Raw genomic sequence first — 24398 nt, forward strand, 5'->3', positions numbered from 1 at the left:
TAAAGTCTCCTCTGTTATTATTTTGCTCCTAAAATTTCTTCCTTAGCATGAACTAACTCAGTTAAGAATTGACAGTAAGGTGTTGAAACATTATATTTTGCACCTTTTTTACATACTGCTCCATTAATATAATCAATTTCTGTTAAACGATTATTTTGAATTAAGTCTTGATGCATTGATGGATAGTGTTTACCTACTCCATTTGGATCAAAAGTAGATTTAACGTGACCTACTATTTCTTCACGATCAAGGATAACTCCTTCTTTTTCAGCTACATCTGCAAACTCATTAATGATTGTACGAATCATTTTATCAGTTACACTTGCTGCTCCAAAACTTGCAATATTAGCATCTAAAACAGTACATGTACCATTTAATGTCCCATTAACACAAGCTTTTCTCCATATTGAATACATTACATTTTCACTATATTTTCCATTTAATCCAGCTTCCTTAAGTGTTTTTACAACTTCTAAAGCGGCTTCTTTACCATTTAGGTGTACATTTTGAAGCTCTACTTCTCCATTACCAAAAAGTTTTGCTTCACCAGGTCCTGTTAACCCAGCTGTCCACATAGTATTTCCAAGTAAAATATTTTCTTTAGCCACATACTTTTCAACAGTATCTTCATGACCTAATCCATTTAATAAACATAACACTTTAGTATCTTTTGATAATATTGATTTTATTGATTGTAACATATCATCTAATTGCATAGCTTTTGTAAATAATATTACAGTATCAATAGTATCTTTATATCCTTCCATTTCACTTGGGAAAAATGCTGGTATTTTTTCAACAACATTCTCACCATTATAATTTGCTTTTAAACCAAATTCTTTAATTGCATTAACATGGTCAGCCCATTTATCAATTAATACAACCTCATTACCAGCTTTATGTAACATAAGTCCAAATCTACTTCCCATAGCTCCAGCTCCAGCGATTGCTATTTTCATTTGTAACACTTCCTTCTTGTTATTTAATTATCATTCCATAAAGATATTATCATAAAAATATATAGAAATCTCTATGAATAATGACAGTTTAGATGTAATTATCTCAATTTTCACTTGTTTTTCTATAATTTTCTTTGTATTTCTACAAATATCGATTTTTATTTTTGTTAAAAAACTAACCTTTACATTGAATTATAATAACCATTCTTGGAATGGCCCATAACTTACTTAGAATTAGAGTAAATTATGATATTCACTTATTCTCTTAATGTTTTTTCGACATATTTCACATATAAAAAATCCTTCTTGTAATAATTTGTTATTTAAATTATTCCCAAAAAGAAGTACATTTTATTCATTCTACAAAAAGTTTTTTATTTAGACAAAATCTATGCTTATGAAATTAGAAACTTATAGTCAATTTTCTCGATTTTTTACTATTACAAATCTACCATTTATCATGATCCTGTTTTATAATTTGTACTATCATAAAATTATATAATAAATATGTTATACACATGCCCCTTTTATTATAAAGTTATCCAAAAAGATAATTCTATAATAAAAGGAAGCATTATATTTTCTTATAATGTTAATTTATAAGTATTTTAATATCCTTAGAAAAGCAATATAAGATCTATAAGTCCATTTGTATATATAATCAATTCATCATATTTAAAAGGATTGCTTGACTCTATAATCCCAACTAAATTATTATTAACATCTTTTAAATACTTCAATAAATAATTTTTACTATTAGTATAACCTACAACAAATGAATCATTTTCCAAACCATCAATTATTTCACTAACAATACTTTTTGACTTTGAAGCTTTTATATTAACTTCATTTATAAGCTCATCTGTAAAAGCTATGTTATTTTGAATATTTTGTCTCATAATATTTGTAATTTCTCTTAATATATATATTTCATCATTTAGATTAACGTAATTCCTTTTACCTATTATCTTTTCTATTAACTTCCTATCCAAAACTTCCTCCTTAAAACAATTTTAAATTAACTCTAATATAATTCTAATGTTATTGAGGATAATTTTCAATAAGATTTTTAATAGACAATCACAAATAATAACTATAGTTAAAACTTGAAAGTAGTTAATCTCATATTAAATTTACTTTATTATTTAAACTAATATATTGTTTCAAAAAATAATGAGACTATCTCATTATAAAAATCACTTTTTATTTTGAGATAATCCCACTATATATCTATATCCATAGTATTTATTAACTTTATTGTTTATTATTAATAACAAGTTTTTATTAAAATTTAAAAAAGTTATAGTTTTCTGCATATTTAAACAGTAGATAGAATTTTTTGACTAATATCCTCTTAGACCTAGTAAATTCAAGATGGTACAAAGGAGGTAACGAAATGGTCTTACCCCCATTATGTAGACAGTAGACAAAGGGTTATGTACAATCTACATAATGGGGTGATTTTTTATGTCAATAAAACACAAAACTTATAGTACAGAATTTAAAATAAATGCAATTGAAGAATATATAAAAACAGGAAAAAGTCAAAAGAAAATATGTGAGGATTTAAATATAACAAGCACATCAGCATTTAGTAGATGGGTAATTCAATATAATGAAAAAGGTCCAGATAGCTTTTATGAAAATGAAAAGCCTCGTCGCGAAGCGGCTAAAGAAAATAAAAATGACGAATTAACAAGACTAAGAGCAGAGAATGAAGTTTTAAAAAAGTTATTAGAGAAAATAAGGGGGAATGCATAAAGTCCTATAAATTTGAAGTGATAAATGAATTTAAAAGTAAATATTCGATATCTCTTCTATGCAATATTTTAAAAGTATCAAGAAGTGGATTCTATAAATGGTTAAATAAAAGAAAAATAGCCGATATGCGAAGCGAGGACGTAAATTCAGTAGAGCTTCTTATTCGTGATGTTTTTAATAAACATAGAGGAATTTATGGATATAGAAGAATAACTACATTCATTAAAATAAACCGTAATATAAATATTAACCATAAAAAAGTTTATAGAATTATGAAATCATTAGGATTAAGATCAAAAGTTAGAGCAAAGAAGAAGTTTTTCGCTCCGCTTGTCGAAGGGATAATTATAGAAGAAAATATACTAAATAGAGATTTTAAAGCTATTACTCCTAGCTCTAAGCTAGTAACGGATATAACAACAATTAAATATAAGAACAATAAAAAACTATACTTATCAGCAATTATGGATTTATATAACAATGAAATACTAACTTATAAAATAGGTTCAAATAACAACAATGATTTAGTAATCAATACAATTACAGATATACTAGCCCAAAATAAGTTAGATGGCGCAGTATTGCATAGCGATAGAGGTATTCAATATACTTCAAGATTATATAATACTATACTAAAGGAAAATAAAATAATTCAAAGTATGTCTAGAAAAGGAAATTGTCATGATAATGCCTGCATAGAATCATTTTTTAGCCACTTAAAAAGTGAATGTATTTACTTAAATAACTATAATTCAGAGGAAGAAGTAATTAACTCTATAGATGAATATATAAATTTTTATAATAATATTAGATTTCAAAAAAAGTTAAAAAATATGGCTCCAATTAAGTATCGAAGCCATTCTTGTAATTCCTGAATTTATATCCCTTTATTCATTGTCTACTTTTTGGGGTTCAGACCAAAACGCGACACCCTTTTTTAGTTTTACTAATTCTCAATTAAATTGTAGATTTCTCTAGATATACTTGCCATTATTTCTGATGCTAATTCTCCACCATCTAGTATTAATCTTTCGTCTTCATCTATATAATTCCCCTCATCTAGTTCTCCAATATCTTTTGTCATTATAACCAGAGCATACTCTTCTTTAGCATATATTATCCCTATATCGTGATAGTATCTATAATAGTTTCCTATTTTATGAGCTACATTATAGTATGGAAGATATTTATCTATTCTATCATGGAATACAGTTTCAGTCATATACTCTAAAATATTATCATAATAAGGATTTTTTTCTTCATTAAGATATAATTTTTTTAAAACCTCTCCTAATTGATTTGCTGTATATTTATTTTCACTATTAATTAATGATACATTGCCTGTAATATTTGAAATATAATCATATATACTTATTGTAGATATTCTTCTAAGCATATTTTTTGCTATATTATCTGAATAAACTATTGATAAGTAAATAGCATCATCTACTGTTATTGGTGCTATATAATCTTCTTGCCAAAGAACCCCTGCCCCTTCTTCGTAATCAGCATAACTATATTCTATTTCTGTATCCATTGAGTATTCTCCATTATAAACATCATCTGCAACAGACATAGCTAAAGGAATTTTAGTTGTACTTGCTGCTACGTAATATTCATCCCCATTATAAGAATACTCATCTTTTGTTTCAAAGTTATAGTAGTATAAAGATAAATTATCCTCGTAACCTTCAGCATATCTTTTTATAATTGACTCAATTTCTCTATCATAACTTGTTGTTTCAACTACTTCTATATAATCTTCATCCTTATAATTAATCTCTGAATAAACCTCATTTTCAATTAAAGACTCACTACTTTCTTTATTAAAAAAATTCATTCCAATTACACCAAGTAAGAATATTCCAATTAAAGATACAATTAAAATATAATTTTTCTTCATACTTATCCCCTTCATTAATAATATTTTCTTCATAAGTAATGTTTAATAAATTTAATATCTATCTTAACTAATATTATTACAAATGAAGCTTAAAATCATCTTAAAACAACATACTTTAAACTATCATTTTATCTCTATAATCTTGATTTAAATTTAGAGTTAACTGAAATTTAAGTTCTTTATTTCCATTAATAAAGTCACCTCTTAATAAATATACTCTATTATAATTTAAAATAATTATCAATTATCTTTTTAATATTATTCTTTATAACTATTGCTATAAAAAAAAGATGGTCACTGCTAATTTGCAATAACCATTCTTTTATATTATCTATTCTACTCATTTATAGAGTTTAATTCATTACATATATTATCTATTTCGTCATAACTACTTGTTATACCCATTATGCTATTATTAAGCTCATCAATAGCCGCAAAAATTTCTTCCATAGCAGTTGCAGTGGCTTCTACATTTTCGCTAATATTATTTACTGAACTTAATGTATTTTTCATTGTATCTTCAAGCACTATAGATTGTGATCCAACACTTCTTGAATAACTTAATACATTAGAAGTATTCTTATTAACATCTTTAAACAACTCTTTAACATCATTTGTATGTTCATTACATAACTCGATTGACTTTTCTTCTTTTAATATTTCTTCTGCAACTACCTTAGTCTTATTAGATATATTATTTAATATTGATTCTACTTGATCTGTAGATATTTTTGAATCCTCAGCAAGTTTTCTTACTTCTTCTGCAACCACAGCAAAACCTCTTCCATGCTCCCCAGCTCTAGCTGCTTCTATTGATGCATTAAGAGCTAATAGATTCGTTTGCTCTGATATTTTTGTAATACTGTTAATAATATGAACTATTTTTGTATTTTCATCACTTAATTCATTTATCATAGACACTACATTTAAAATATTTGTATTTACCTTATTCATTTCCGAAGATAGTATATCTACCTTATTATTACCTTCTAACACAACATTTTCAGTTGACTTAGATAATTTCTCCATAGTTTTAATGGCATTCGTAACTTCTTCTACTTTTTCTACTCCATCACCTATTGAAGCTTTCATTTCAATCATTACATCTACTTCTCTGGCTGCACTATTAGCAACATCACTCGTAGAGCTAGTTATTTCTTCTGCTATTTGTCCTGTTGCAGAAATTCCACTTTTTATTTTCTCATTAGTTACTGTTAAAATTTTTATAGTACTATATATTTTTTCAAGTAGCAACTCTGCTCTATATTTAGCTTCTTCAGTAGCCTTATGAGTTTCTTCTAAATCCTTATAAATACGTTTGCTAGTAATAGCATTAATTGATAATATAACTGATCCTGCTATTATATATAATATATAAAATGCTAATTCATAGTATTCTACAGAAGCAAACAGGGTTGTTTTATAGCCTAAGAAGAAATACACTACAAGTAGTATAGCAAAAACTGCTTCAATAATTAATATCCTTAAATCTTGATATACACTCATTACCAAAACACCATAATATACCAAAATAAAATTAGCCCAATTTGGGTCTGATATAAACATTATACATATAACAACAGTGTACATCATTACCGTATAATACATTGTTTGAATAATACATTTCTTTTTTATTAATATAAAATCAATTATAGCTAAAGGTATGGAAAGCCCAGCTAATATTAATATGGCGTTTCTATCTACCTTTAAAATTATATCAAAAATTATCCTTAATCCTACCGATAGTATAAATCCTGCCAACATTATTTTATTCTTCAATTCCGCATTTTTTTTATAATCCATTACTGCTCCCCCTTACTTCATTCCACATTATTATTATTCGTAGTATTATTATATAACTTTACCATATCCTATATTTTTTTCTTTTTAATCCTTATATTCTATTAATATACATTTTATTACATCAAAAATATACAAATAGCGCCTTATTATGGTATAGTTATGTATAAATGTATTTTTCCATATAATTATGTTAATTTATTGAAATATTTTTCGATAATTATAAATATGGATATATTTAATATTAATAATATATTTAATAATAAAGATAAGGCGGAGATAAAATGAGCATAAAAATTAAAAACATCGAGTATTATACTCCTAAAACAAATTATTCTAATGAATATTTTTTGAAGCATTTTTCAGAGCAAGGATTAGATATTTCCGGGTTATTGAATGTTACTGGAAGAGACCAGAGATATATTTCTGAAGATTTTCATGAAAATTCTTTAACTATGGCTATAGAAGCTTGTGAAAAAGTAATAAGAACTGCAAATATAGATATACAAGATATAAATTTAGTGGTATTTGTATCTAGTACCCCAGAATATCTATCTCCTACAAATGCTGTTAAAATTCATAATGCTTTAGGTTTAGCTAAAAATGCAAATGCATATGATATGAATGGTAATTGTGCAGGAATGATAATTGCAATGGATCAAGTTTGTAGAACAATGAAAAGCAATAACAGAATTAAATATAGTTTACTTGTAGGTTCAGATTTAGTAGTTAGATATTCAAGAAAATCAGAAGCTATTACTTATGCTAATTTTGGAGAATCTGCATGTGCTGTTTTATTAGAAAACACTGATGATAATATATCAGATTTCATAGATAGTTCATCTTACGTAGATAGTTCATTAAGCTGCTATATAAAATTTCCTCCTGAAGGATTTTCTAAGGTATTACCAATAGATGAAGATACACCAAAAGATAATAGAATAATAGAGTGGATAGATTTTAATACAGATGAGGCATTCGCAAGTTCTGTTGATTCAATAAATGAAATACTAGGTCGAAATAATCTAACTAAAGATGATGTTAAATTATATTGTTTATCTCAATTTGCAAAGAAAAATATTGATATGATAAGAGAAGCTTTAGAAGAACCAGATCATAAATTTCCATTTGTAGGTGACAGATTTGGATATACAGGTGTTACAAGCCCATTTATGGCCTTAGCCGATTCTGTTTCAAATGGCACCATTAAGCATGGAGATTATGTTATTTTATGGACAGTTGGAGCTGGTGTGGTTGCTTCATGTATACTACTTAGATATTAATATAAAATCACAAAGTCAAATATGACCTTTTGATCTAAATTGTGTACTAGCCTTCTATAGACTAGAATAAATATAAAAGTTGTATAAGATTAATTTTAATATTTAATCTTATACAACTTTCTTAATTAATTATTATTTATTTTAATATTATTTTTTACTTTGATTCTTCTATATATGCTTTATCAAAGTATACATGTCCAAGCATTGAAACTCTAACACCTTTAACTTCTGGCTTAGCTCCAGTAGCTTTATTATAGAAGTAAAGTGGAATTATTGGCATATCTTCCATTAAAACATCTTCTGCTTGCTTCATAATATCCCATCTCTTATCTGCATCAGCTTCAGCCTTAGCAGCATTAACTAGCTCATCATATTTTGGATTTGAATAACCAGCATCATTGTTTCCTCCACCTGTTACCCATAAATCTAAGAATGTCATTGGATCAACATAATCTCCAAGCCAACCATGTCTTGCTATTTGATATCCACCTTCTTGTCTAGTGTTTAAGAATACCTTCCATTCTTGGTTAGTTAGTTCTACCTTTACTCCAATTTGAGCCCAGTTTTGTTGTATTACTTGTGCAACTAATTTGTGAGATCCTTCTGAATTATACATAAATTCTAAAGTTGGAATTCCTTCTCCATTTGGATATCCAGCTTCTGCTAGTAATTTTTTTGCTTCTTCTATATTAGGGTTTGCTGCATCATAGTATTTTCTATCAGCAAAATCTTCCCCTTTAGCATTTAAAATTCCTTCTGGAACAAAAGCATATGCTGGAGTTTGCTTTGATTTTGTAACTTCATTAACTATACCCTCTCTATCAACTGCAAGAGATAAAGCTTTTCTTACTTTTGCATTACTTAAAACCTTTTTAACATCCTCGGATAAACTTGATTGCTTACCAACATTAAATGCTAGCATGTATATCCCAAGGTTTGGATGTATTGTAACTAATCCTTCAGCTTGGCCACCTTCTATTTCTGCTGGTGGAACTGTATCTACCATATCAAGTTCTCCAGATTTTAATGAAGCATAAGCAGTATTTATATCTGTAACTAATTTATAAACTACTCCTGGAAGCTTTATTTTATCTTTATTCCAGTAATTTTCATTTTTTTCAAATATTAATTGATCTTTCATATCCCATTGAACTAACTTAAAAGGTCCATTTGAAACATAAGTTTCTGGATTTAATGACCAGCCTTCTGGATCCTTACTAACCATATCTTCTCTTAATGGCATATAAGTTGTAAATGAAGTCAGTTCTAAGAAATAAGCTGTTGGAGATTCTAAAGTTATTTTCAAAGTATTATCATCTACAACTTCAATTCCAACGTCTTCTCTAGTTGCTGTACCTTCATTAAATTTTTGCGCATTTTTTATATAAAATAATTGATAGTTATATTCTGCTGCTGTATCCTTAGATATGGCCCTTATCCAAGAATATTCAAAATCCTTTGCGGTTACAGGTTTCCCATCTGACCATTTAGCATCTTTTCTTAATTTAAAAGTATAAACTAAATTATCATTTGAAACTTCATAACTTTCAGCAACCCCCGGAATTGCTTTTTCGTTTTCATCAAGTCTCATTAAGCCTTCAAAAGCATTATCTATTATTGATCCTGATCCTGATGAAGTATTTAAAGTTGGATCGATTGTTTCTGGATCCTCTCCCAAATTATAAATTAATTTTCTTTCTTCTGCTTGATTTTTACATCCTGCAAAAACAGACATTCCAAGAGCAAGTGTTAGTGCTACCGCACAAATTTTTCTTAATTTTTTACCTTTCATGAATTTTTCCCCCTTAATATTTATAATTTTAAATTTAATAATAAAATTAAACCCCAATAAAAATCTTTTTATAAAGCAAAAAGATTTTATATACAATTTTCATGTATATTTATTCTTATAATTTAAATAAATAATACACTTCAACACATTAAATGTCAATATATATTTTTTAAAAATTTTAATATTTTATATAAAACTTTTTAATTTAAAAGAGCTTTTATAATTAATCTATTAAATAAATATGTATTTTACTATTCATTTTATCAATTCATCTTAATGTAAATTCAGTTGAATTCCTAAAAATAATTTATGCACATAAAAATTCAATAATCTTTTATAATTTTATAGATAATATTAAAATAACCCAGAAAGACAGTTTAAAATTTGTCTTTCCGGGTTATTAATTCCTATAACAACTATTTGGAATAAATAAAGCATCAATGAATTCATGTATAAATAAGAAAATAATAATAGAAATTAAATATATTTAAACTTAGAGTTAATTCAAATTTAAATTCCTTATTTCCATTCCTAGGTGACAGATTTGGATATACAGGTGTTACAAGCCCATTCATGGCCTTAGCCGATTCTGTTTTAAATGGTACCCTTAAGCATGGAGATTATGTTATTTTATGGACAGTTGTAGCTGGTATGTTTGCTTTATGTATACTAATTAGATATTAATATCAGATCACACAGTCAGATATGACCTTTTACCCAAATTACGTACTAGCTCTCTGTAGACTAGAATAAATATAAAAGTTGTATAAGATTAATTTTAATAGTTAATCTTATACAACTTTCTTAATTAATTATCATTCATTTTAATATTATTTTTTATTTTGATTCTTCTATATATGCTTTATCAAAGAATACATGTCCTAAAGTTGAAACTCTAACACCTTTAACTTCTGGCTTAGCTCCCTTAACTTTAGTGTAGTAGTATAATGGTATGATTGGAGTTTCATCCATAAGGATATCTTCAGCTTTTCTCATAAGTTCCCATCTCTTATCTGTATCTGTTTCTTTTCTAGCATCTGCAAGTAACTTATCGTATTCTGCATTTGAGAATCCAGCATCATTATTTCCTCCGCCAGTTTCCCACATATCTAGGAATGTCATTGGATCAACATAGTCTCCATTCCAACCATGTCTAGCAATTTGATATCCACCTTGTTGTCTTGTATTTAAAAATACCTTCCATTCTTGGTTAGTTAATTCAGCTTTTACACCAATTTTAGCCCAATCTTGTTGAATAACTTGAGCTATATCCTTGTGAGATCCTTCTGAATTATACATAAACTCAAATGTTGGAAGTCCTTCACCATTTGGATATCCAGCTTCAGCTAATAACTTCTTAGCTTCTTCTGTATTAGCTTGATTTGGATTAAAGTATTCTTTGCTTGCAAACTCTTCACCTTTACTATTTAAAATTCCCTTTGGAACATAGCTATATGCTGGAACTTGTCCTGCTTTAGTAACTTTTTCAACTATACCTTTTCTATCAATTGCAAGTGATAAAGCTTGTCTTACTTTTTTATTGCTTAAAGCTTTTTTAACTTCTGGTGATGATATAGTATCTTGCTTACCAACATTAAATGCTAACATGTATGTTGCAAGATTTGGATAAATTGTAACTAAACCTTCATTTTTACCAGATTCAATTTCTGCTGGAGGAACTGTATCAACCATGTCAAATTCACCTGATTTTAGTGAAGCATATGCAGTGTTTTGATCAGTAACTAGTTTGTAAACTATTCCTGGAAGTTTGATTTCCTTCTTATTCCAATAGTTATCATTCTTTTCAAAAATTAATTGATCTTTCATATCCCATTGAACTAATTTGAAAGGTCCATTTGAAACATAAGTTTCTGGATTAGTTGCCCATGTATCTGGATTAGCTGAAACCATATCTTCTCTTAATGGCATATAAGTTGGGAAAGCTGTTAATTCTGGGAAATATGCTGTTGGTGACTCTAAAGTTACCTTTAAAGTATGATCATCAACAACTTCTATTCCTAAGTCCTCTCTCTTAGCTTCTCCCTTATTGAATTTTAAACCATTCTTAATATAGAAAAATTGGTAATTATATTCTGCTGCTGTTTCTTTAGTTAAAGCTCTAACCCATGAATATTCAAAGTCTTTAGCTGTAACATTTTTTCCATCTGACCATTTAGCATCCTTTCTTAATTTGAAAGTGTATACTAATTTATCGTCAGATACATCCATCTTTTCAGCTACACCTAGCTTAGCCTTTTCATTTTCATCTAGTCTCATTAGCCCTTCAAAAGCATTATCAATAATAGTTCCTGATTCTGCTGCAGTATTTAAAGTTGGGTCTATTGTTTCTGGATCTGAACCTAAATTATAAATTAGTTTCCTTCCGTTATCTACTGAATTATCTTTTCCACAACCTGCGAAAACAGACATTCCAAGAGCAAGTGTTAGTGCTATTGCACAAATTTTTCTTAGCTTATTGCTTTTCATAAATTTATTTCCCCCTTGATATTTATAATTTTTAATTTATTATTTAATAATAAAATTAAACCCCAATGATTTTCTTTTTATAAAGTAGAAAGAACTTATATACAATTTTTATATATTTATTCTTACAATTTAAACAAATAATACACTTTAATACACAAAATGTCAATATGTATTTATCAGTAAATTTAATGTTTTTTATAAAAATTAAAAATCAAAAAGAGTTTTTATAATTAATTTATTAAACAAATGCATATTTTGTTACACATTTTATTAATTTACCTTTATTTTACTTTAACTATATTTTATTGTATTACTAAAAATAATTATATGCACAAAAATTTAATCATCTTTTATAATTTTATAGATAATATTAAAATATCCCAGAGGGACAATTTATAATTTGTCTCTCTGGGATTATTAATTCCTATAACAACTATTTGAAATATATATTATGACCATTGCTAAGAATATACGAATTTTTAGTAACTTGTATATTAATCAAAATAACTCCCAATAAATTAACAGAAGATACTCCATCATTTATTAGGTAAATATAAAAGTTGTATAATATTAATTTTAATAGTTAATCTTATACAACTTTCTTAATTAATTATCATTGATTTTAATATTATTTTTTATTTTGATTCTTCTATATACGCTTTATCAAAGTATACATGTCCAAGCATTGAAACTCTAACACCTTTAACTTCTGGCTTAGCTCCCTTAACTTTATTGTAGTAGTATAATGGGATGATTGGAGCTTCATCCATAAGGATATCTTCAGCTTTTCTCATAATTTCCCATCTCCTATTTGCATCTGTTTCTTTTCTAGCATCTGCAAGTAACTTATCGTATTCTGCATTTGAGAATCCAGTATCATTATTTCCTCCGCCAGTTTCCCACATGTCTAAGAATGTCATTGGATCAACATAGTCTCCATTCCAACCATGTCTAGCAATTTGATATCCACCTTGTTGTCTTGTATTTAAGAGTACCTTCCATTCTTGGTTAGTCAATTCAGCTTTTACACCAATTTTAGCCCAATCTTGTTGAATAACTTGAGCTATATCCTTGTGAGATCCTTCAGTATTATACATAAACTCAAATGTTGGAAGTCCTTCTCCATTTGGGTATCCAGCTTCAGCTAATAACTTCTTAGATTCTTCTGGATTAGCTTGATTTGGATTAAAGTATTTTTTGCTTGCAAACTCTTCACCTTTATCATTTAAGATTCCCTTTGCAACATAGCTATATGCTGGAACTTGTCCTGCTTTAGTAACTTTTTCAACTATACCTTTTCTATCAATTGCAAGTGATAAAGCTTGTCTTACTTTTTTATTGCTTAAAGCTCTTTTAACTTCTGGTGATGATATACTATCTTGCTTACCAACATTAAATGCTAACATATATGTCCCAAGGTTTGGATAAATTATAACTAAACCTTCATTCTTGCCAGCTTCAATTTCTGCTGGTGGAACCGTATCAACCATGTCAAATTCGCCTGATTTTAATGAAGCGTATGCAGTGTTTTGGTCAGTAACTAATTTATAAACTATTCCTGGAAGCTTAATTTCTTTCTTCCTCCAATAATTATCATTCTTTTCAAAAATTAATTGATCTTTCATATCCCATTGAACTAATTTGAAAGGTCCATTTGAAACATAAGTCTCTGGATTAGTTGCCCATGTATCTGGATTAGCAGAAACTATATCTTCTCTTAATGGTACATAATTTGCGAATGCTGTTAATTCTGGGAAATACGCTGTTGGTGCCTCTAAAGTTACCTTTAAAGTATGATCATCAACAACTTCTATTCCTAAGTCCTCTCTCTTAGCTTCTCCCTTATTGAATTTCAAACCATTCTTAATATAGAAAAATTGGTATGCATACTCTGCTGCTGTTTCTTTAGTTAAAGCTCTAACCCATGAGTATTCAAAGTCTTTAGCTGTAACGTCTTTTCCATCTGACCATTTAGCATCCTTTCTTAACTTGAAAGTGTATACTAATTTATCGTCAGAAACATCCATCTTTTCAGCAACTCCTGGAATTGCCTTTTCATTCTCATCCAACTTCATTAGCCCTTCAAAAGTATTATCAATAACAGTTCCTGCTTCTGTTGCAGTATTTAGAGTTGGGTCTATTGTTTCTGGATCTGAACCTAAATTGTAAATTAATTTCCTTCCATTATCTACTGAATTATCTTTTCCGCAACCTGCGAAAACAGACATTCCAAGAGCAAGTGTTAGTGCTATTGCACAAATTTTTCTAAACTTTTTACCTTTCATAAATTTATTTCCCCCTTGATATTTATAATTTTCATTTCCTTATTTAATAATAAATTTAAACCCCAATGATTTTCTTTTTATAAAATAAAAAGAACTTATATACAATTTTTATATATATTTATTCTTATAATTTAAACAAATAATACACTTAATTCCATAAAATGTAAATATATATTTATCAATAAATTTAATATTTTTTATAAAAATTAATAATCTAAAAGAGTTTTCATAATTAATTTATTAAACAAATGTATATTTTGTTACACATTTTATTAATTTATCTCTATTTTACTTTAACTATATTTTATTGTATTACTAAAAATACTTATATGCACAAAAATTTAATCATCTTTTATAATTTTATAGATAATATTAAAATATCCCAGAAAGACAATTTATAATTTGTCTTTCTGGGATTATTAATTTCTATTTCTAAATAAAAAGTTATATTAAACTAAGATTGTTTAATATTGTAGCATTTAGAAACTATACTGTAATTTTTAAATTACTTCTTTCTAAAATACATAGCATATTCACTTTCTTTTATATCTTCATTAATAAGCTCCTCTAAAATTACGAAATCATTTTTATGATAGAAGTTTATTGCATTTTTATTTTTTGTAAAAACATGTAATGTAAGATAAGGATATTTAGCCTTACAAAAGTCTATTAATTTTTGTCCTATACCTTCCCTTTGATATTCCTTTTTTACAAAAATTCCACCTATATAATTATCTTCAACAACACCGACGAAGCCCTTTATAATATACTTTTCTTCAAATATATAAACATCAACTTCTTTAAGCATTTCCTTAACTAAATCATAATTTTTAATCCAATATTCTTTAGGTACAAAGTCATGAGCATCTATATTGGTATCTAACCAGACTTTCATTACCTCATCTAATTTATTTAAATTTAATTTTTTTATCATACTCTTCTCCTCAATTTCTATAAATTTTAAAAGTAAGAGTTGAATTCACTCATCAAGTTCACCCTTTCTAAGAATATATTTAATAAATGTCATTATAATTTTTATCTTACGTTCTCTTAAACTAGTAAATTTAATTGATTATGAAATATAACTTTCTTCTCAGCTTCTATTAATTCTTCTTCTATCCCACACTTGTCTAAAAATTCTTTAAAAAACAATTTCCTTTTTATATTTTCATAATTATACCAGAAATCTACCTACTATTATAAATCATTTAAAAATAAATAATATAAAATTATTAAATATTTTCTTAAATAATTGAATTTTATTGCCATCTGCATAATAAAATATACTACATATATTATTTACTATTTTTTAATTTTCAACAAGATATAATATAATACATTCAAAAATCATATAATTTTACAATAACCCTATTATATTGACAATCAACCAATATTTACATATAATTTTTAATGAAAGGGGTGGAATTATAATGTTTTGTAAAAATTGCGGAAAAGAAATCGATGATAAAGCATCCATATGTGTGCATTGCGGAGTTTCAACAAACTCAAACCCAGCAGTTGTAGATAATGGTGGATTTGGATGGGGATTATTAGGATGTTGTATTCCGATTGTTGGTCTAGTTTTATTTTTAGTTTGGAAAGATACTAAACCAAAATCAGCAAAAGCAGCTGGTATTGGAGCTTTAGTTTCAGTTCTCCTTATAGTGCTATTATACGTATTTATTTTTGTTATTGGAGCTGCTGGAGCCTTGGCTGGTTATTAAAAAATGTTGAAAAAAATTTTTTATAAGTGGCTACCAATTATTTTCGGATGCCATTGTAGAGCCGATAGATCTTTCTATTTTAAAAATAAGAAATTTCCTATATGTGCTAGATGTACTGGCGAACTAATCGGAATGATTTGTTCGCCATTTCTATTCTCTCTATATAATCCTAATATAATATACAATTTACTTTTAATGATTCCGATGATCTTAGATGGTTTTATACAATTGTCAACTAATTATAAAAGTAATAATTTCAAAAGATTTTTTACAGGTCTTCTTTTTGGCTATGCTTTATGTAATATCTTTATAATATCAATTATTTTTATATGGCAATGTGGATATAACTTTGGTAGAAATCTTTAAATCTTCTACTTAATAAGTAAAAAAGCTATATTAGACTGAAATTAAGTCAGTCTAATATGGCTTTTATACTTTAATTTCTAATAGAACCTCTAATTTATTAAGTATCCGTTGAAACACTGTCCCAGTTATAATTATATGTACCTTTTCCAATAAGCCAGTTTAACCCCCAATGACGTTCGAAGACTACACCTGAATCTAAATCTGCTGGTGGATTTTTCCCATGTATTCTGGCATCTACACAAGCCCAATTATAACGATAAATTAAATCCGCCTCATCTAATATCTCGTCTATACTTTTTAATCTAACTGTTTTCATAAAATCATTAAAATCTTCACAGTCTGCTACTGCATGAATTGCAAAGTTACAATCACATATTTGCGAAGGATATTCTAGTTTATCTACAATTCCTAGTGCCCAAATAAGTGTCCAATAAGCTTCATATTTCCATGCCATATTAATTACATCTTGCTTTTCTGGATTACCAAATATAATTTTCATCTCAGCTTCTGTTAATTCTTCTTTTACTTCATACTTATCTAAAAAGCCTTTAAAAAACTCTCTAGATTCTTCGATATTATCTCCACTATTAATATCACAGGCTACTTGAAGGGAGATTAAACAAGAAATAGCACGTTTGGCTATTTCTTCTGCACTTCGCACCTCTATTTCGTTTACATCCTCAATAACTGGAAGTTCCTCCATATATGGAACTTTATTAGCTTTTAATATTTCTATAGATTTTTGTTTTCTTTCTAATTGGTTCACGCTCTTTCCTCCTCCATTCATATTCATCACCATCTACTTTTGTTTTTATTAACATTAAATCCCCCCTCGATGTTGTAAAAATGCCTTCATATTTTTGATTAATGCTGTGTATCCTGAGGCTATCATAACTATTGCAGTTAATTATTTCTAATTAAATTATATCATTTCCATAAAAGTGTACAAATTTATTATTTAGCTGTGTTCTAGATGTTTATATATTCACTACTAATAACAAATTTTTATTAAAATCTTTAAAAGTTATAGTTTTCTGCATATTTAAACAGTATATAGATATTTTTTTATCTAATAAAAAAACTAATAAACCTAGGAAAATCAAGGGTTTACAAAGGGGGTCGCGAAACGCGCCCCCCTTTGAATATATAAAAAATAATTTATAAAGAGAGTTTTATATTATGAAGAAACTATAAATATTCAAAAATTACATCTTTTGAGAAATAAGCATCTTAGAATTTAATAACAGAGAATTCTTCTTCTAACTCTTGCCTAAAAGAACCACTATCATATTCTATATTCTTCACTTTTATACATCCCCTATATACCTGTAAATTAAATCAGATAAATAACTATTAAAATCAGTTTTAATTTTATTCATTTCACCATATATACTTTCATTAGCAAGATAATAACCATCTGATAAATAGGTTATATACTCTCTATCATAATCACTAAAATCACAATGCTTTCTTAATTGCTCCAAAAAATAAATCCCTTCAAAGGCATTAATTAACTTTTTACTATATCTCTTTTTAAGTATTTTTATTAATGAACCTAAAACTAAATTCTTTCTAATATTATGTTTATTTATTAGTTCTTTAATTGTCATTAAAATATTATCTATTTTTTTACCTAGGCTTGCTTCAATTATTTCATAAGGGATATCATCTAGTTCTTCTATTAGTTTATCTAAATGCCTAATTAAATCCTCTTTTGAGTATATTCCAACTAATACTGCAATTCTATAAATTTCTAATTCAGTATACAAATCCATTGTTTCCCCCTGCAAGATAACTAATCTTTAGACTTAATAAACTCTTTTAACTCTTCAATATTATCAAAAATTTTGTATCTCGGATAATTGCTTGAATTCTCTAATTGATAAGTTAGATGAACGTTTATAAACCTACCATCACTAATATAATAAATTACATCATCATTACATTCATTTTTTAAAATAGCCTTAAAATCTTTATTAAATAAGAAATGATTGTTATTCAATTCCCTTTTTAATTCTTCTTCAAAAAACTGCTTATTGAAATTGTAAAACCAATCACATTCATCATCTAAACCATTTATATAATTAATTATCTCATCTGATAAATTTCCCATTACTTGATCTCATCTCCTTGGAATCCATAATAAAATAAATCGCTAACATTAGGATTTTGCTTTTTAAATTTATATATTTGAACTTTAGTTAATTTTGGAACATAGAAAATACTCCCTCTAACAAACTCTAGACGTACTAATCTTCTATACAAATTATCTATAAAGTAAAAATTTGGTTTTTCTGCTATATTTTCTTTATTTAATAAATCTCTCAAATACTCAAATCCACCACCATCATAAAATAATAATAAGGCTGTTGCTAACTCCGTATTTGGATTATCTATAATAAGTCTTGCTAATTCAAAACCATCATCCCAATTATATTTTTCTGCTATAAAATGTAATATGCTTGAATCCTTTATATAAGGAGCAATTTGTAATATCTTATTTAAATCTTCTTCATTAAGAAGACTTTCAATTAAGTCTCTATTTATTTGATCCATTTAACTCTCCACTCTAATTATTTCAATATCAAAAGGTTTAATAAGTTCTACTAAAGGCTGTACTCCACCATATGGATATGACTCTGGCTCATAATAAAGCCTTCCCACACCTTTTGCAGTTACTTTTACTCCTATAATGATATATTCACCTGTTCTAATAGCATCAATTACAGATTCTAAATCCCAAGATTTATTCATTAAAAGAAGATATCTTTGTTCATTATCAAGTGAGTAATATTTATCCCAAAACTCTCTATTTTCTTGCTCTGTTGGCCACCAATAATATTGAATTTCCTCTTCTTTATAAAAATTTAATATAGTAGAATCTTCACAATCTAATTTACCTAATTCTTTTTTAATTTTTATATATTCAATTAAAGTATAAATTCTTCTAAAGACAGACTCATCATTATAAGCAAATTCTATAAAGCAATCCATATAAATTCCCTCTCATACTTATCTAATATACTCGACAAGAGTAACTCATATCAAAGTTAAATCCAATTGGTCTAATATTTAGGATAATACCACTAAATCTTCTTGCTATGTTTTTAATAAACTTTTTAATCATAGGGCATCCCTCCTTATTATTTTGGTTTTTTTGACTCTTGTAAGGTATGAACCTTGTCCAATATACCTCTTATAATTTTAACATATTATTCCTATTGTGAATTATTTATTTATACTTTTTGTAAGCTTGATAAGCAATTGATGACTCTTCATTAATTTTACCTATATTTTTAACTTCGCATATATCAGTTAATCGCTCATGTTTTCAGGCTTAAATGCCATTTCTTTTTTCAATCAAAATCATCAGTTAACTTGTTTTCTACTCAAATAATAAACAACACTTATATCATCTCTCACTTTAGACTTACTTCTATATAACGATTCTTTAATATAACTAATTAATAAGCAATGTAACGTTTTGATATGCCCCTCCTTGATATAGAGATTTTTATTATTTCCAGCATCTACTACAATGTGATCATACAAAAGGCAATCCCTCATAAATTCCTATAAAAAGCTTATTTATTTTTATATAGGCTTTTACTTATCATTAACACATATTTTAAGTATTTCATTTATCTATAAAATTAGAGTATACTAAAGTTACAAATATTGTTAAAAATAAAACAAAATTCGGAGGTATTCATATGGGATATAACCTTTCATTAAAGGAAGTAAATACTTTATTTGAAGAATTAAAAAAGGAATACAAAATTTATGCACCTAAAAGATTTAAAAAACAAGGAAGATACTCAGATACTGATATAATCAGGTATGATGAGGTTTATACTGTTGAAGAAATCGAATTCAAAGAGAAATCTGATTATCCAGCAAAAGAAGTTATTACTCCTATTTCTCAAGCACTTTACTTCTTTACAGAAGATGAATTTAAAGAAAGCTCTGTAGGTCATAATAAAAAGATATTACTCTTTGCTAGACCTTGTGATATTAATGCTCAAAGAAGACAGGATATGATTTATCTTCATAATGGTAACTTTGAAGATACCTTCTACAAAAGAATAAGAGATAGAGTTAAATTTGTATGTATTGAATGTGTTGAAGGTTTTGATACTTGCTTCTGCACATCAATGAACAGTAATAAAACTGATGACTACTCATTAGCTGTAAGATTTAACTGTTCTTCTCTACTTTTCAATGTAAAAGATGAGAATTTTAGTAGTTATTTTAACAACAAAACAGAGGAAGAATTTGAACTAAAGTTTATTGAAAACAATGAAGCTAATGTAACAATTCCAGAAATAAAGGATAAAGAAACTTTGATAAAACTTAAAAACCATCCAATGTGGGAAGAATACAATAAGAGATGTATCGAATGTGGAAGTTGTTCAATAGCTTGTAGTACTTGCTCTTGCTACACTACTCGTGATATTGTATATGATCCTGCTGGAAAAATTGGTGAAAGAAAAAGAGTACAAGCTTCTTGCCATGTAAATGGATTTGATGAAATGGCTGGAGGACATAAATTTAGAACTACTAAAGCTGATAAGATGAGATATAAAGTTCTTCATAAGATACATGATTATAAAGCGCAATTTGGAACTGAACATATGTGTGTTGGATGTGGTAGATGTACTGATAGATGTCCAGAACATATTTCAATTACAGCTACCTTTAATAAGGTAAACAATGCAGTAAATGAAATAATGGAGGGAAAATAATATGCAAAATAATATATTAACACCTAAAGCATATGAAATAATTAATGTTACTCATGAAACTGATTTAGAGTACACCTTTAGAGTTGCTACAGATATAGTTCCTGAACACGGACAATTCCTACAATTATCAATACCTAAAATCGGAGAAGCTCCTATTTCTGTTAGTGGCTTTGGTCTTGGATATATGGACTTTACTATAAGAGCTGTTGGGAAAGTAACAGATGAACTTTTTAAGCTTAAATCTGGAGATAAAATCTTCTTAAGAGGTGCTTATGGTAAAGGATGGCCAGTTGAAAAGTTTAAAGATAAAAATTTAATTATAATAGCTGGGGGTACAGGAGTTGCACCAGTAAGAAGTATCATTAATAAATGCTACTTTCAAGAAAATTACGTAAAATCATTAAATTTAGTATTTGGTTTCAAAAATGAAAATGGAATATTGTTTAAAAATGATTTAGAAAAATGGAGGAATAAGTTCAACACTATCTACTCTTTAGATAATGGTGAAAAAGACGGTTGGGAACAAGGACTTGTTACTAAACACTTATCAAAATTACCCCTAGAATCATTTAAGGATAACTATGAAGTTGTTATAGTTGGTCCACCAATAATGATGCACTTTACTGCTCTTGAAATGCTAAAGCTTGGTGTTCCTGAAGAAAAGATTTGGGTATCCTTTGAAAGAAAGATGTCTTGTGCAGTTGGCAAATGTGGCCACTGTAGAATTGATGAAACTTATGTATGTTTAGAAGGTCCAGTATTTAACTATACTAAGGCTAAAACATTATTAGATTAGGAGGATTTCATTATGAATCATGATATAAATGTTAAAAAGACTAGATTAAACTGTTTCCGTCAATCAAAGGTTCCTGGAGAATTTATGCTTCAAATGCGTGTTCCAGGAGGTACTGTTAATGCTAAATATCTAGGTGATGTTAAATATATTGCTGAAACCTATGGTAATGGTACTTTCCATATTGGAATGAGACAAACATTTAGTATACCTGGTATTAAATATGAAAATATTCCTTCTGTTAATGAATATATAGCTAACTACCTAAAAGAAGTTGAAATTGACGAATGTAACTGTGACATGAAAATTGATGAGAATGGTTACCCGACAATTGGTGCTAGAAATATTATGGCTTGTCTAGGTAATAATCATTGCATAAAAGCTAATGTTAACACTAAAGAATTAGCTAATAAAATAGAAAATTTAGTCTTCCCTTCTCACTACCACATTAAAGTTTCAGTATCTGGATGTCCAAATGACTGTGCTAAAGCTCACTTCCAAGACTTTGGTGTTATTGGTCAAGCTAGAATGGAATATAATCCAGAAAGATGTATAGGCTGTGGAGCTTGTGAAAGAGCATGTCAGCATCATGCAACTAGAGTTTTAAGCTTAAATGATAAAGGACTTATAGATAAAGACCCTTGCTGCTGTGTTGGTTGTGGTGAATGTGTAATCGCCTGCCCTACAAGTGCATGGACAAGAAGTCCTAAGAAGTTTTATAGAGTTGTCCTAGGAGGAAGAACAGGAAAACAAACTCCTAGAATGGGTAAAACTTTCCTAAACTTCGTTACTGAAGATGTTGTACTAGCTATGTTCGGAAATTGGCAAAAGTTCTCTGCTTGGGCGTTAGATTATAAGCCAGAATACTTACATGGTGGACATCTAATAGATAGAGCTGGATACCATAAATTTAAGGAAATAATATTAGATGGTGTAGAATTAAACCCTGAAGCATTAGTTGCTGATAATATCTTCTGGGCAGAAACAGAATATAGATCAAACTTTAATGTTAAACCAATAGGACAACATAAAACAATAGAATCAAATAGAGAGATTAGAAATTAAAAATATGCTATATCATTCACAAATTATTGCTCAAGTAAGTACTATATTTATATAATTACTTATTTAGTGGAGGTAATAATTGGGTTACTATATTGGTGTAGAACCAAATGTAAAACTCTATGTAGAGGATCTTAATCCAGAAGGATATAAAACAATATTATTTTTACATGGTTGGCCTGGTAGTCATAATTTATTTGAATATCAGTTTGATGAACTTCCAAAGATGGAATATAGATGCATCGGGATAGATATGAGAGGATTTGGAAACTCAGATAGACCTTACTCCGGTTATGATTACGATCGATTATCAGATGATGTTAGATGTGTTGTTAATGCGCTAAAATTAAATAATTTCACACTAGCAGGACATTCAACTGGTGGAGCTATAGCTATTCGATACATGGCTCGCCATAAAGGACATGGAGTATCTAAGCTTGCTCTTTTTTCGGCAGCAGCCCCTAGTCTTATAAAACGTCCTAATTTTAATTATGGATTAGATAAAGAAACAGTTCTGCAACTAATTGAAGGGACATATACAGACCGACCTAAAATGCTTAGAGATTTCGGAGACATCTTTTTCTTTCAGCATATAACTCAAGCATTTTCAGATTGGTTCTTCCAATTAGGATTACAAGCAGCTGGATGGGCAACTGCATCTATTGCAAATACTTGGATAAATGAAGTACTATTTTCTGATCTAGAAACTATAGATGTTCCAACATTAATTATTCATGGTATTCATGATAAGGTTGTTCCATTTGAACTTGGTGAAATACAAAACAAAATCATTAAAAATTCAAAGTTCCTGCCATTTAATTATAGCGGTCATGGAGCGTTCTATGATCAGAAAGACAAATTTAACGAAGAGTTAGTGAGATTTATTGAGGAGTAAAGTTTTTCAATTTAGAATATCTAAATAAAAATACCGTATTATTCATTAAAATGTACCCCTCGTAAAGGACATTATGAAAAAGACCGTGCTAAGTTAAGAAGATGATTTCTGTATTGAACAGGAGTCATCTTCTTTAAGTTCCATTGATATCTATATTCATTATAATAAGTCATATATTGGTCTATCTCATTTCTAAGATCTTCTAAAGTTTGACAAGGCTTTATGTTGACCTCATCTTTAAAATGTCCGAAGAACGATTCCTGCGGCGCGTTGTCCCAACAGTTACCGCGCCTAGACATAGATTGACCCAAGCCRCAATCTTTTACTAGCTTTTGAAATTTGGGACTTGTGTAATGTGCACCTTGATCTGAGTGAATAAAAGCTTCATTATGAAWTTTTACACGTTCTGATTTTTTTAGATTAGTAAGAGTATCTATAACTATATCTAAAGTAAGGCTTTCAGATACGTTGTAGGCTAATATTTCATTAGTAGATGCATCTTTAATGGTCGACAAATAAGCCTTTTTACTCCTATCTTTATAG

At 28.0% G+C, this 24398-nt stretch carries 23 protein-coding genes and 1 pseudogene; 10 read left to right on the top strand and 14 right to left on the bottom strand.

Features of this window, described 5'->3' with window-relative positions:
* Nucleotides 1-17: 17 nt before the first annotated feature.
* Nucleotides 18-959: a 2-dehydropantoate 2-reductase gene (locus tag ACYUEX_RS14135; RefSeq protein ID WP_460288761.1), complete on the bottom strand. Its 942-nt coding sequence runs from the start codon at nt 957-959 to the stop codon at nt 18-20.
* 617 nt (nt 960-1576) lie between these two features.
* The gene (locus ACYUEX_RS14140; protein ID WP_460288762.1) at nt 1577-1951 is read right to left on the bottom strand and encodes a hypothetical protein; all 375 of its coding nucleotides are present in this window, start codon (nt 1949-1951) and stop codon (nt 1577-1579) included.
* 475 nt (nt 1952-2426) lie between these two features.
* Here ACYUEX_RS14140 and ACYUEX_RS14145 point away from each other — a divergent pair, with 475 nt between their 5' ends.
* Both ACYUEX_RS14145 and ACYUEX_RS14150 read left to right on the top strand, forming a co-directional pair.
* Nucleotides 2427-2720, top strand: a complete 294-nt coding sequence (locus ACYUEX_RS14145; protein ID WP_411169614.1) for a transposase — start codon at nt 2427-2429, stop codon at nt 2718-2720.
* Between the two features lie 17 nt (nt 2721-2737).
* The gene (locus ACYUEX_RS14150) at nt 2738-3595 is read left to right on the top strand and encodes an IS3 family transposase (RefSeq protein ID WP_411169613.1); all 858 of its coding nucleotides are present in this window, start codon (nt 2738-2740) and stop codon (nt 3593-3595) included.
* Nucleotides 3596-3666: 71 nt separating this feature from the next.
* Here the strand turns inward: ACYUEX_RS14150 and ACYUEX_RS14155 are convergent, their stop codons facing one another.
* The gene (locus ACYUEX_RS14155; protein WP_460288763.1) at nt 3667-4623 is read right to left on the bottom strand and encodes a serine hydrolase; all 957 of its coding nucleotides are present in this window, start codon (nt 4621-4623) and stop codon (nt 3667-3669) included.
* 336 nt (nt 4624-4959) lie between these two features.
* Nucleotides 4960-6426 carry a methyl-accepting chemotaxis protein gene (locus ACYUEX_RS14160; protein WP_460288764.1) on the bottom strand — a complete coding sequence of 489 codons (1467 nt, stop codon included), beginning with the start codon at nt 6424-6426 and terminating at the stop codon, nt 4960-4962.
* 281 nt (nt 6427-6707) lie between these two features.
* Between ACYUEX_RS14160 and ACYUEX_RS14165 the strand changes: the two genes are divergently transcribed.
* A complete protein-coding gene (locus ACYUEX_RS14165) occupies nt 6708-7706 on the top strand; it encodes a 3-oxoacyl-[acyl-carrier-protein] synthase III C-terminal domain-containing protein (protein WP_460288765.1) in 999 nt (332 codons plus the stop codon).
* Between the two features lie 154 nt (nt 7707-7860).
* Here the strand turns inward: ACYUEX_RS14165 and ACYUEX_RS14170 are convergent, their stop codons facing one another.
* Complete coding sequence (locus ACYUEX_RS14170; protein WP_460288766.1) at nt 7861-9498, bottom strand: peptide ABC transporter substrate-binding protein; 1638 nt, start codon at nt 9496-9498, stop codon at nt 7861-7863.
* Nucleotides 9499-10020: 522 nt separating this feature from the next.
* On the opposite strand from ACYUEX_RS14170, the pseudogene ACYUEX_RS14175 reads away from it, so the two are divergent.
* Nucleotides 10021-10182: pseudogene (locus tag ACYUEX_RS14175) on the top strand (3-oxoacyl-[acyl-carrier-protein] synthase III C-terminal domain-containing protein); the annotation flags it as partial.
* A 153-nt stretch (nt 10183-10335) separates the two neighbouring features.
* Here the strand turns inward: ACYUEX_RS14175 and ACYUEX_RS14180 are convergent.
* The 3 genes from ACYUEX_RS14180 to ACYUEX_RS14190 all read right to left on the bottom strand — a co-directional run bounded on the left by ACYUEX_RS14180 (nt 10336) and on the right by ACYUEX_RS14190 (nt 15204).
* Nucleotides 10336-11985, bottom strand: coding sequence for a peptide ABC transporter substrate-binding protein (locus ACYUEX_RS14180; protein WP_460288767.1), 1650 nt, complete (start codon nt 11983-11985; stop codon nt 10336-10338).
* A 635-nt stretch (nt 11986-12620) separates the two neighbouring features.
* Nucleotides 12621-14270, bottom strand: a complete 1650-nt coding sequence (locus tag ACYUEX_RS14185; RefSeq protein ID WP_460288768.1) for a peptide ABC transporter substrate-binding protein — start codon at nt 14268-14270, stop codon at nt 12621-12623.
* Nucleotides 14271-14775: 505 nt separating this feature from the next.
* Nucleotides 14776-15204 (bottom strand): GNAT family N-acetyltransferase, encoded by a 429-nt coding sequence (locus ACYUEX_RS14190; RefSeq protein ID WP_460288769.1) that lies wholly within the window; start codon nt 15202-15204, stop codon nt 14776-14778.
* Between the two features lie 496 nt (nt 15205-15700).
* Between ACYUEX_RS14190 and ACYUEX_RS14195 the strand changes: the two genes are divergently transcribed.
* Nucleotides 15701-15994 (top strand): zinc-ribbon domain-containing protein, encoded by a 294-nt coding sequence (locus ACYUEX_RS14195; protein WP_460288770.1) that lies wholly within the window; start codon nt 15701-15703, stop codon nt 15992-15994.
* A 3-nt stretch (nt 15995-15997) separates the two neighbouring features.
* A complete protein-coding gene (locus ACYUEX_RS14200; protein WP_460288771.1) occupies nt 15998-16360 on the top strand; it encodes a DUF2085 domain-containing protein in 363 nt (120 codons plus the stop codon).
* A gap of 97 nt (nt 16361-16457) precedes the next feature.
* On the opposite strand, the gene ACYUEX_RS14205 is transcribed toward ACYUEX_RS14200, so the two are convergent.
* The 5 genes from ACYUEX_RS14205 to ACYUEX_RS14225 all read right to left on the bottom strand — a co-directional run bounded on the left by ACYUEX_RS14205 (nt 16458) and on the right by ACYUEX_RS14225 (nt 19354).
* Nucleotides 16458-17126, bottom strand: a complete 669-nt coding sequence (locus ACYUEX_RS14205; protein WP_460288772.1) for a DUF4272 domain-containing protein — start codon at nt 17124-17126, stop codon at nt 16458-16460.
* A gap of 541 nt (nt 17127-17667) precedes the next feature.
* Nucleotides 17668-18135 (bottom strand): hypothetical protein, encoded by a 468-nt coding sequence (locus tag ACYUEX_RS14210; RefSeq protein ID WP_460288773.1) that lies wholly within the window; start codon nt 18133-18135, stop codon nt 17668-17670.
* Between the two features lie 20 nt (nt 18136-18155).
* Complete coding sequence (locus ACYUEX_RS14215; protein ID WP_460288774.1) at nt 18156-18473, bottom strand: hypothetical protein; 318 nt, start codon at nt 18471-18473, stop codon at nt 18156-18158.
* Complete coding sequence (locus tag ACYUEX_RS14220) at nt 18473-18916, bottom strand: DUF4274 domain-containing protein (protein ID WP_460288775.1); 444 nt, start codon at nt 18914-18916, stop codon at nt 18473-18475. Before ACYUEX_RS14220 ends, ACYUEX_RS14215 begins: the two co-directional genes overlap by 1 nt.
* On the bottom strand, nt 18917-19354 hold the full coding sequence (locus ACYUEX_RS14225) for a hypothetical protein (protein WP_460288776.1): 438 nt from the start codon (nt 19352-19354) through the stop codon (nt 18917-18919).
* Nucleotides 19355-20073: 719 nt separating this feature from the next.
* Between ACYUEX_RS14225 and asrA the strand changes: the two genes are divergently transcribed.
* The 4 genes from asrA (at nt 20074) to ACYUEX_RS14245 (ending at nt 23855) form a co-directional block, all read left to right on the top strand.
* Nucleotides 20074-21105, top strand: a complete 1032-nt coding sequence (asrA, locus tag ACYUEX_RS14230; RefSeq protein WP_460288777.1) for an anaerobic sulfite reductase subunit AsrA — start codon at nt 20074-20076, stop codon at nt 21103-21105.
* Nucleotide 21106: 1 nt separating this feature from the next.
* Entirely contained in the window at nt 21107-21901 is a 795-nt protein-coding gene (gene asrB, locus ACYUEX_RS14235) for an anaerobic sulfite reductase subunit AsrB (protein ID WP_460288778.1), read from the top strand.
* A 12-nt stretch (nt 21902-21913) separates the two neighbouring features.
* On the top strand, nt 21914-22963 hold the full coding sequence (asrC, locus tag ACYUEX_RS14240; protein ID WP_460288779.1) for a sulfite reductase subunit C: 1050 nt from the start codon (nt 21914-21916) through the stop codon (nt 22961-22963).
* A 79-nt stretch (nt 22964-23042) separates the two neighbouring features.
* Complete coding sequence (locus ACYUEX_RS14245) at nt 23043-23855, top strand: alpha/beta fold hydrolase (protein ID WP_460288780.1); 813 nt, start codon at nt 23043-23045, stop codon at nt 23853-23855.
* 71 nt (nt 23856-23926) lie between these two features.
* On the opposite strand, the gene ACYUEX_RS14250 is transcribed toward ACYUEX_RS14245, so the two are convergent.
* Nucleotides 23927-24398, bottom strand: a 472-nt coding sequence (locus ACYUEX_RS14250) for an IS3 family transposase (RefSeq protein ID WP_460288781.1), incomplete at its 5' end; no start/stop codon positions are given.

The organism is Clostridium sp. CTA-7 (genome assembly GCF_054768095.1).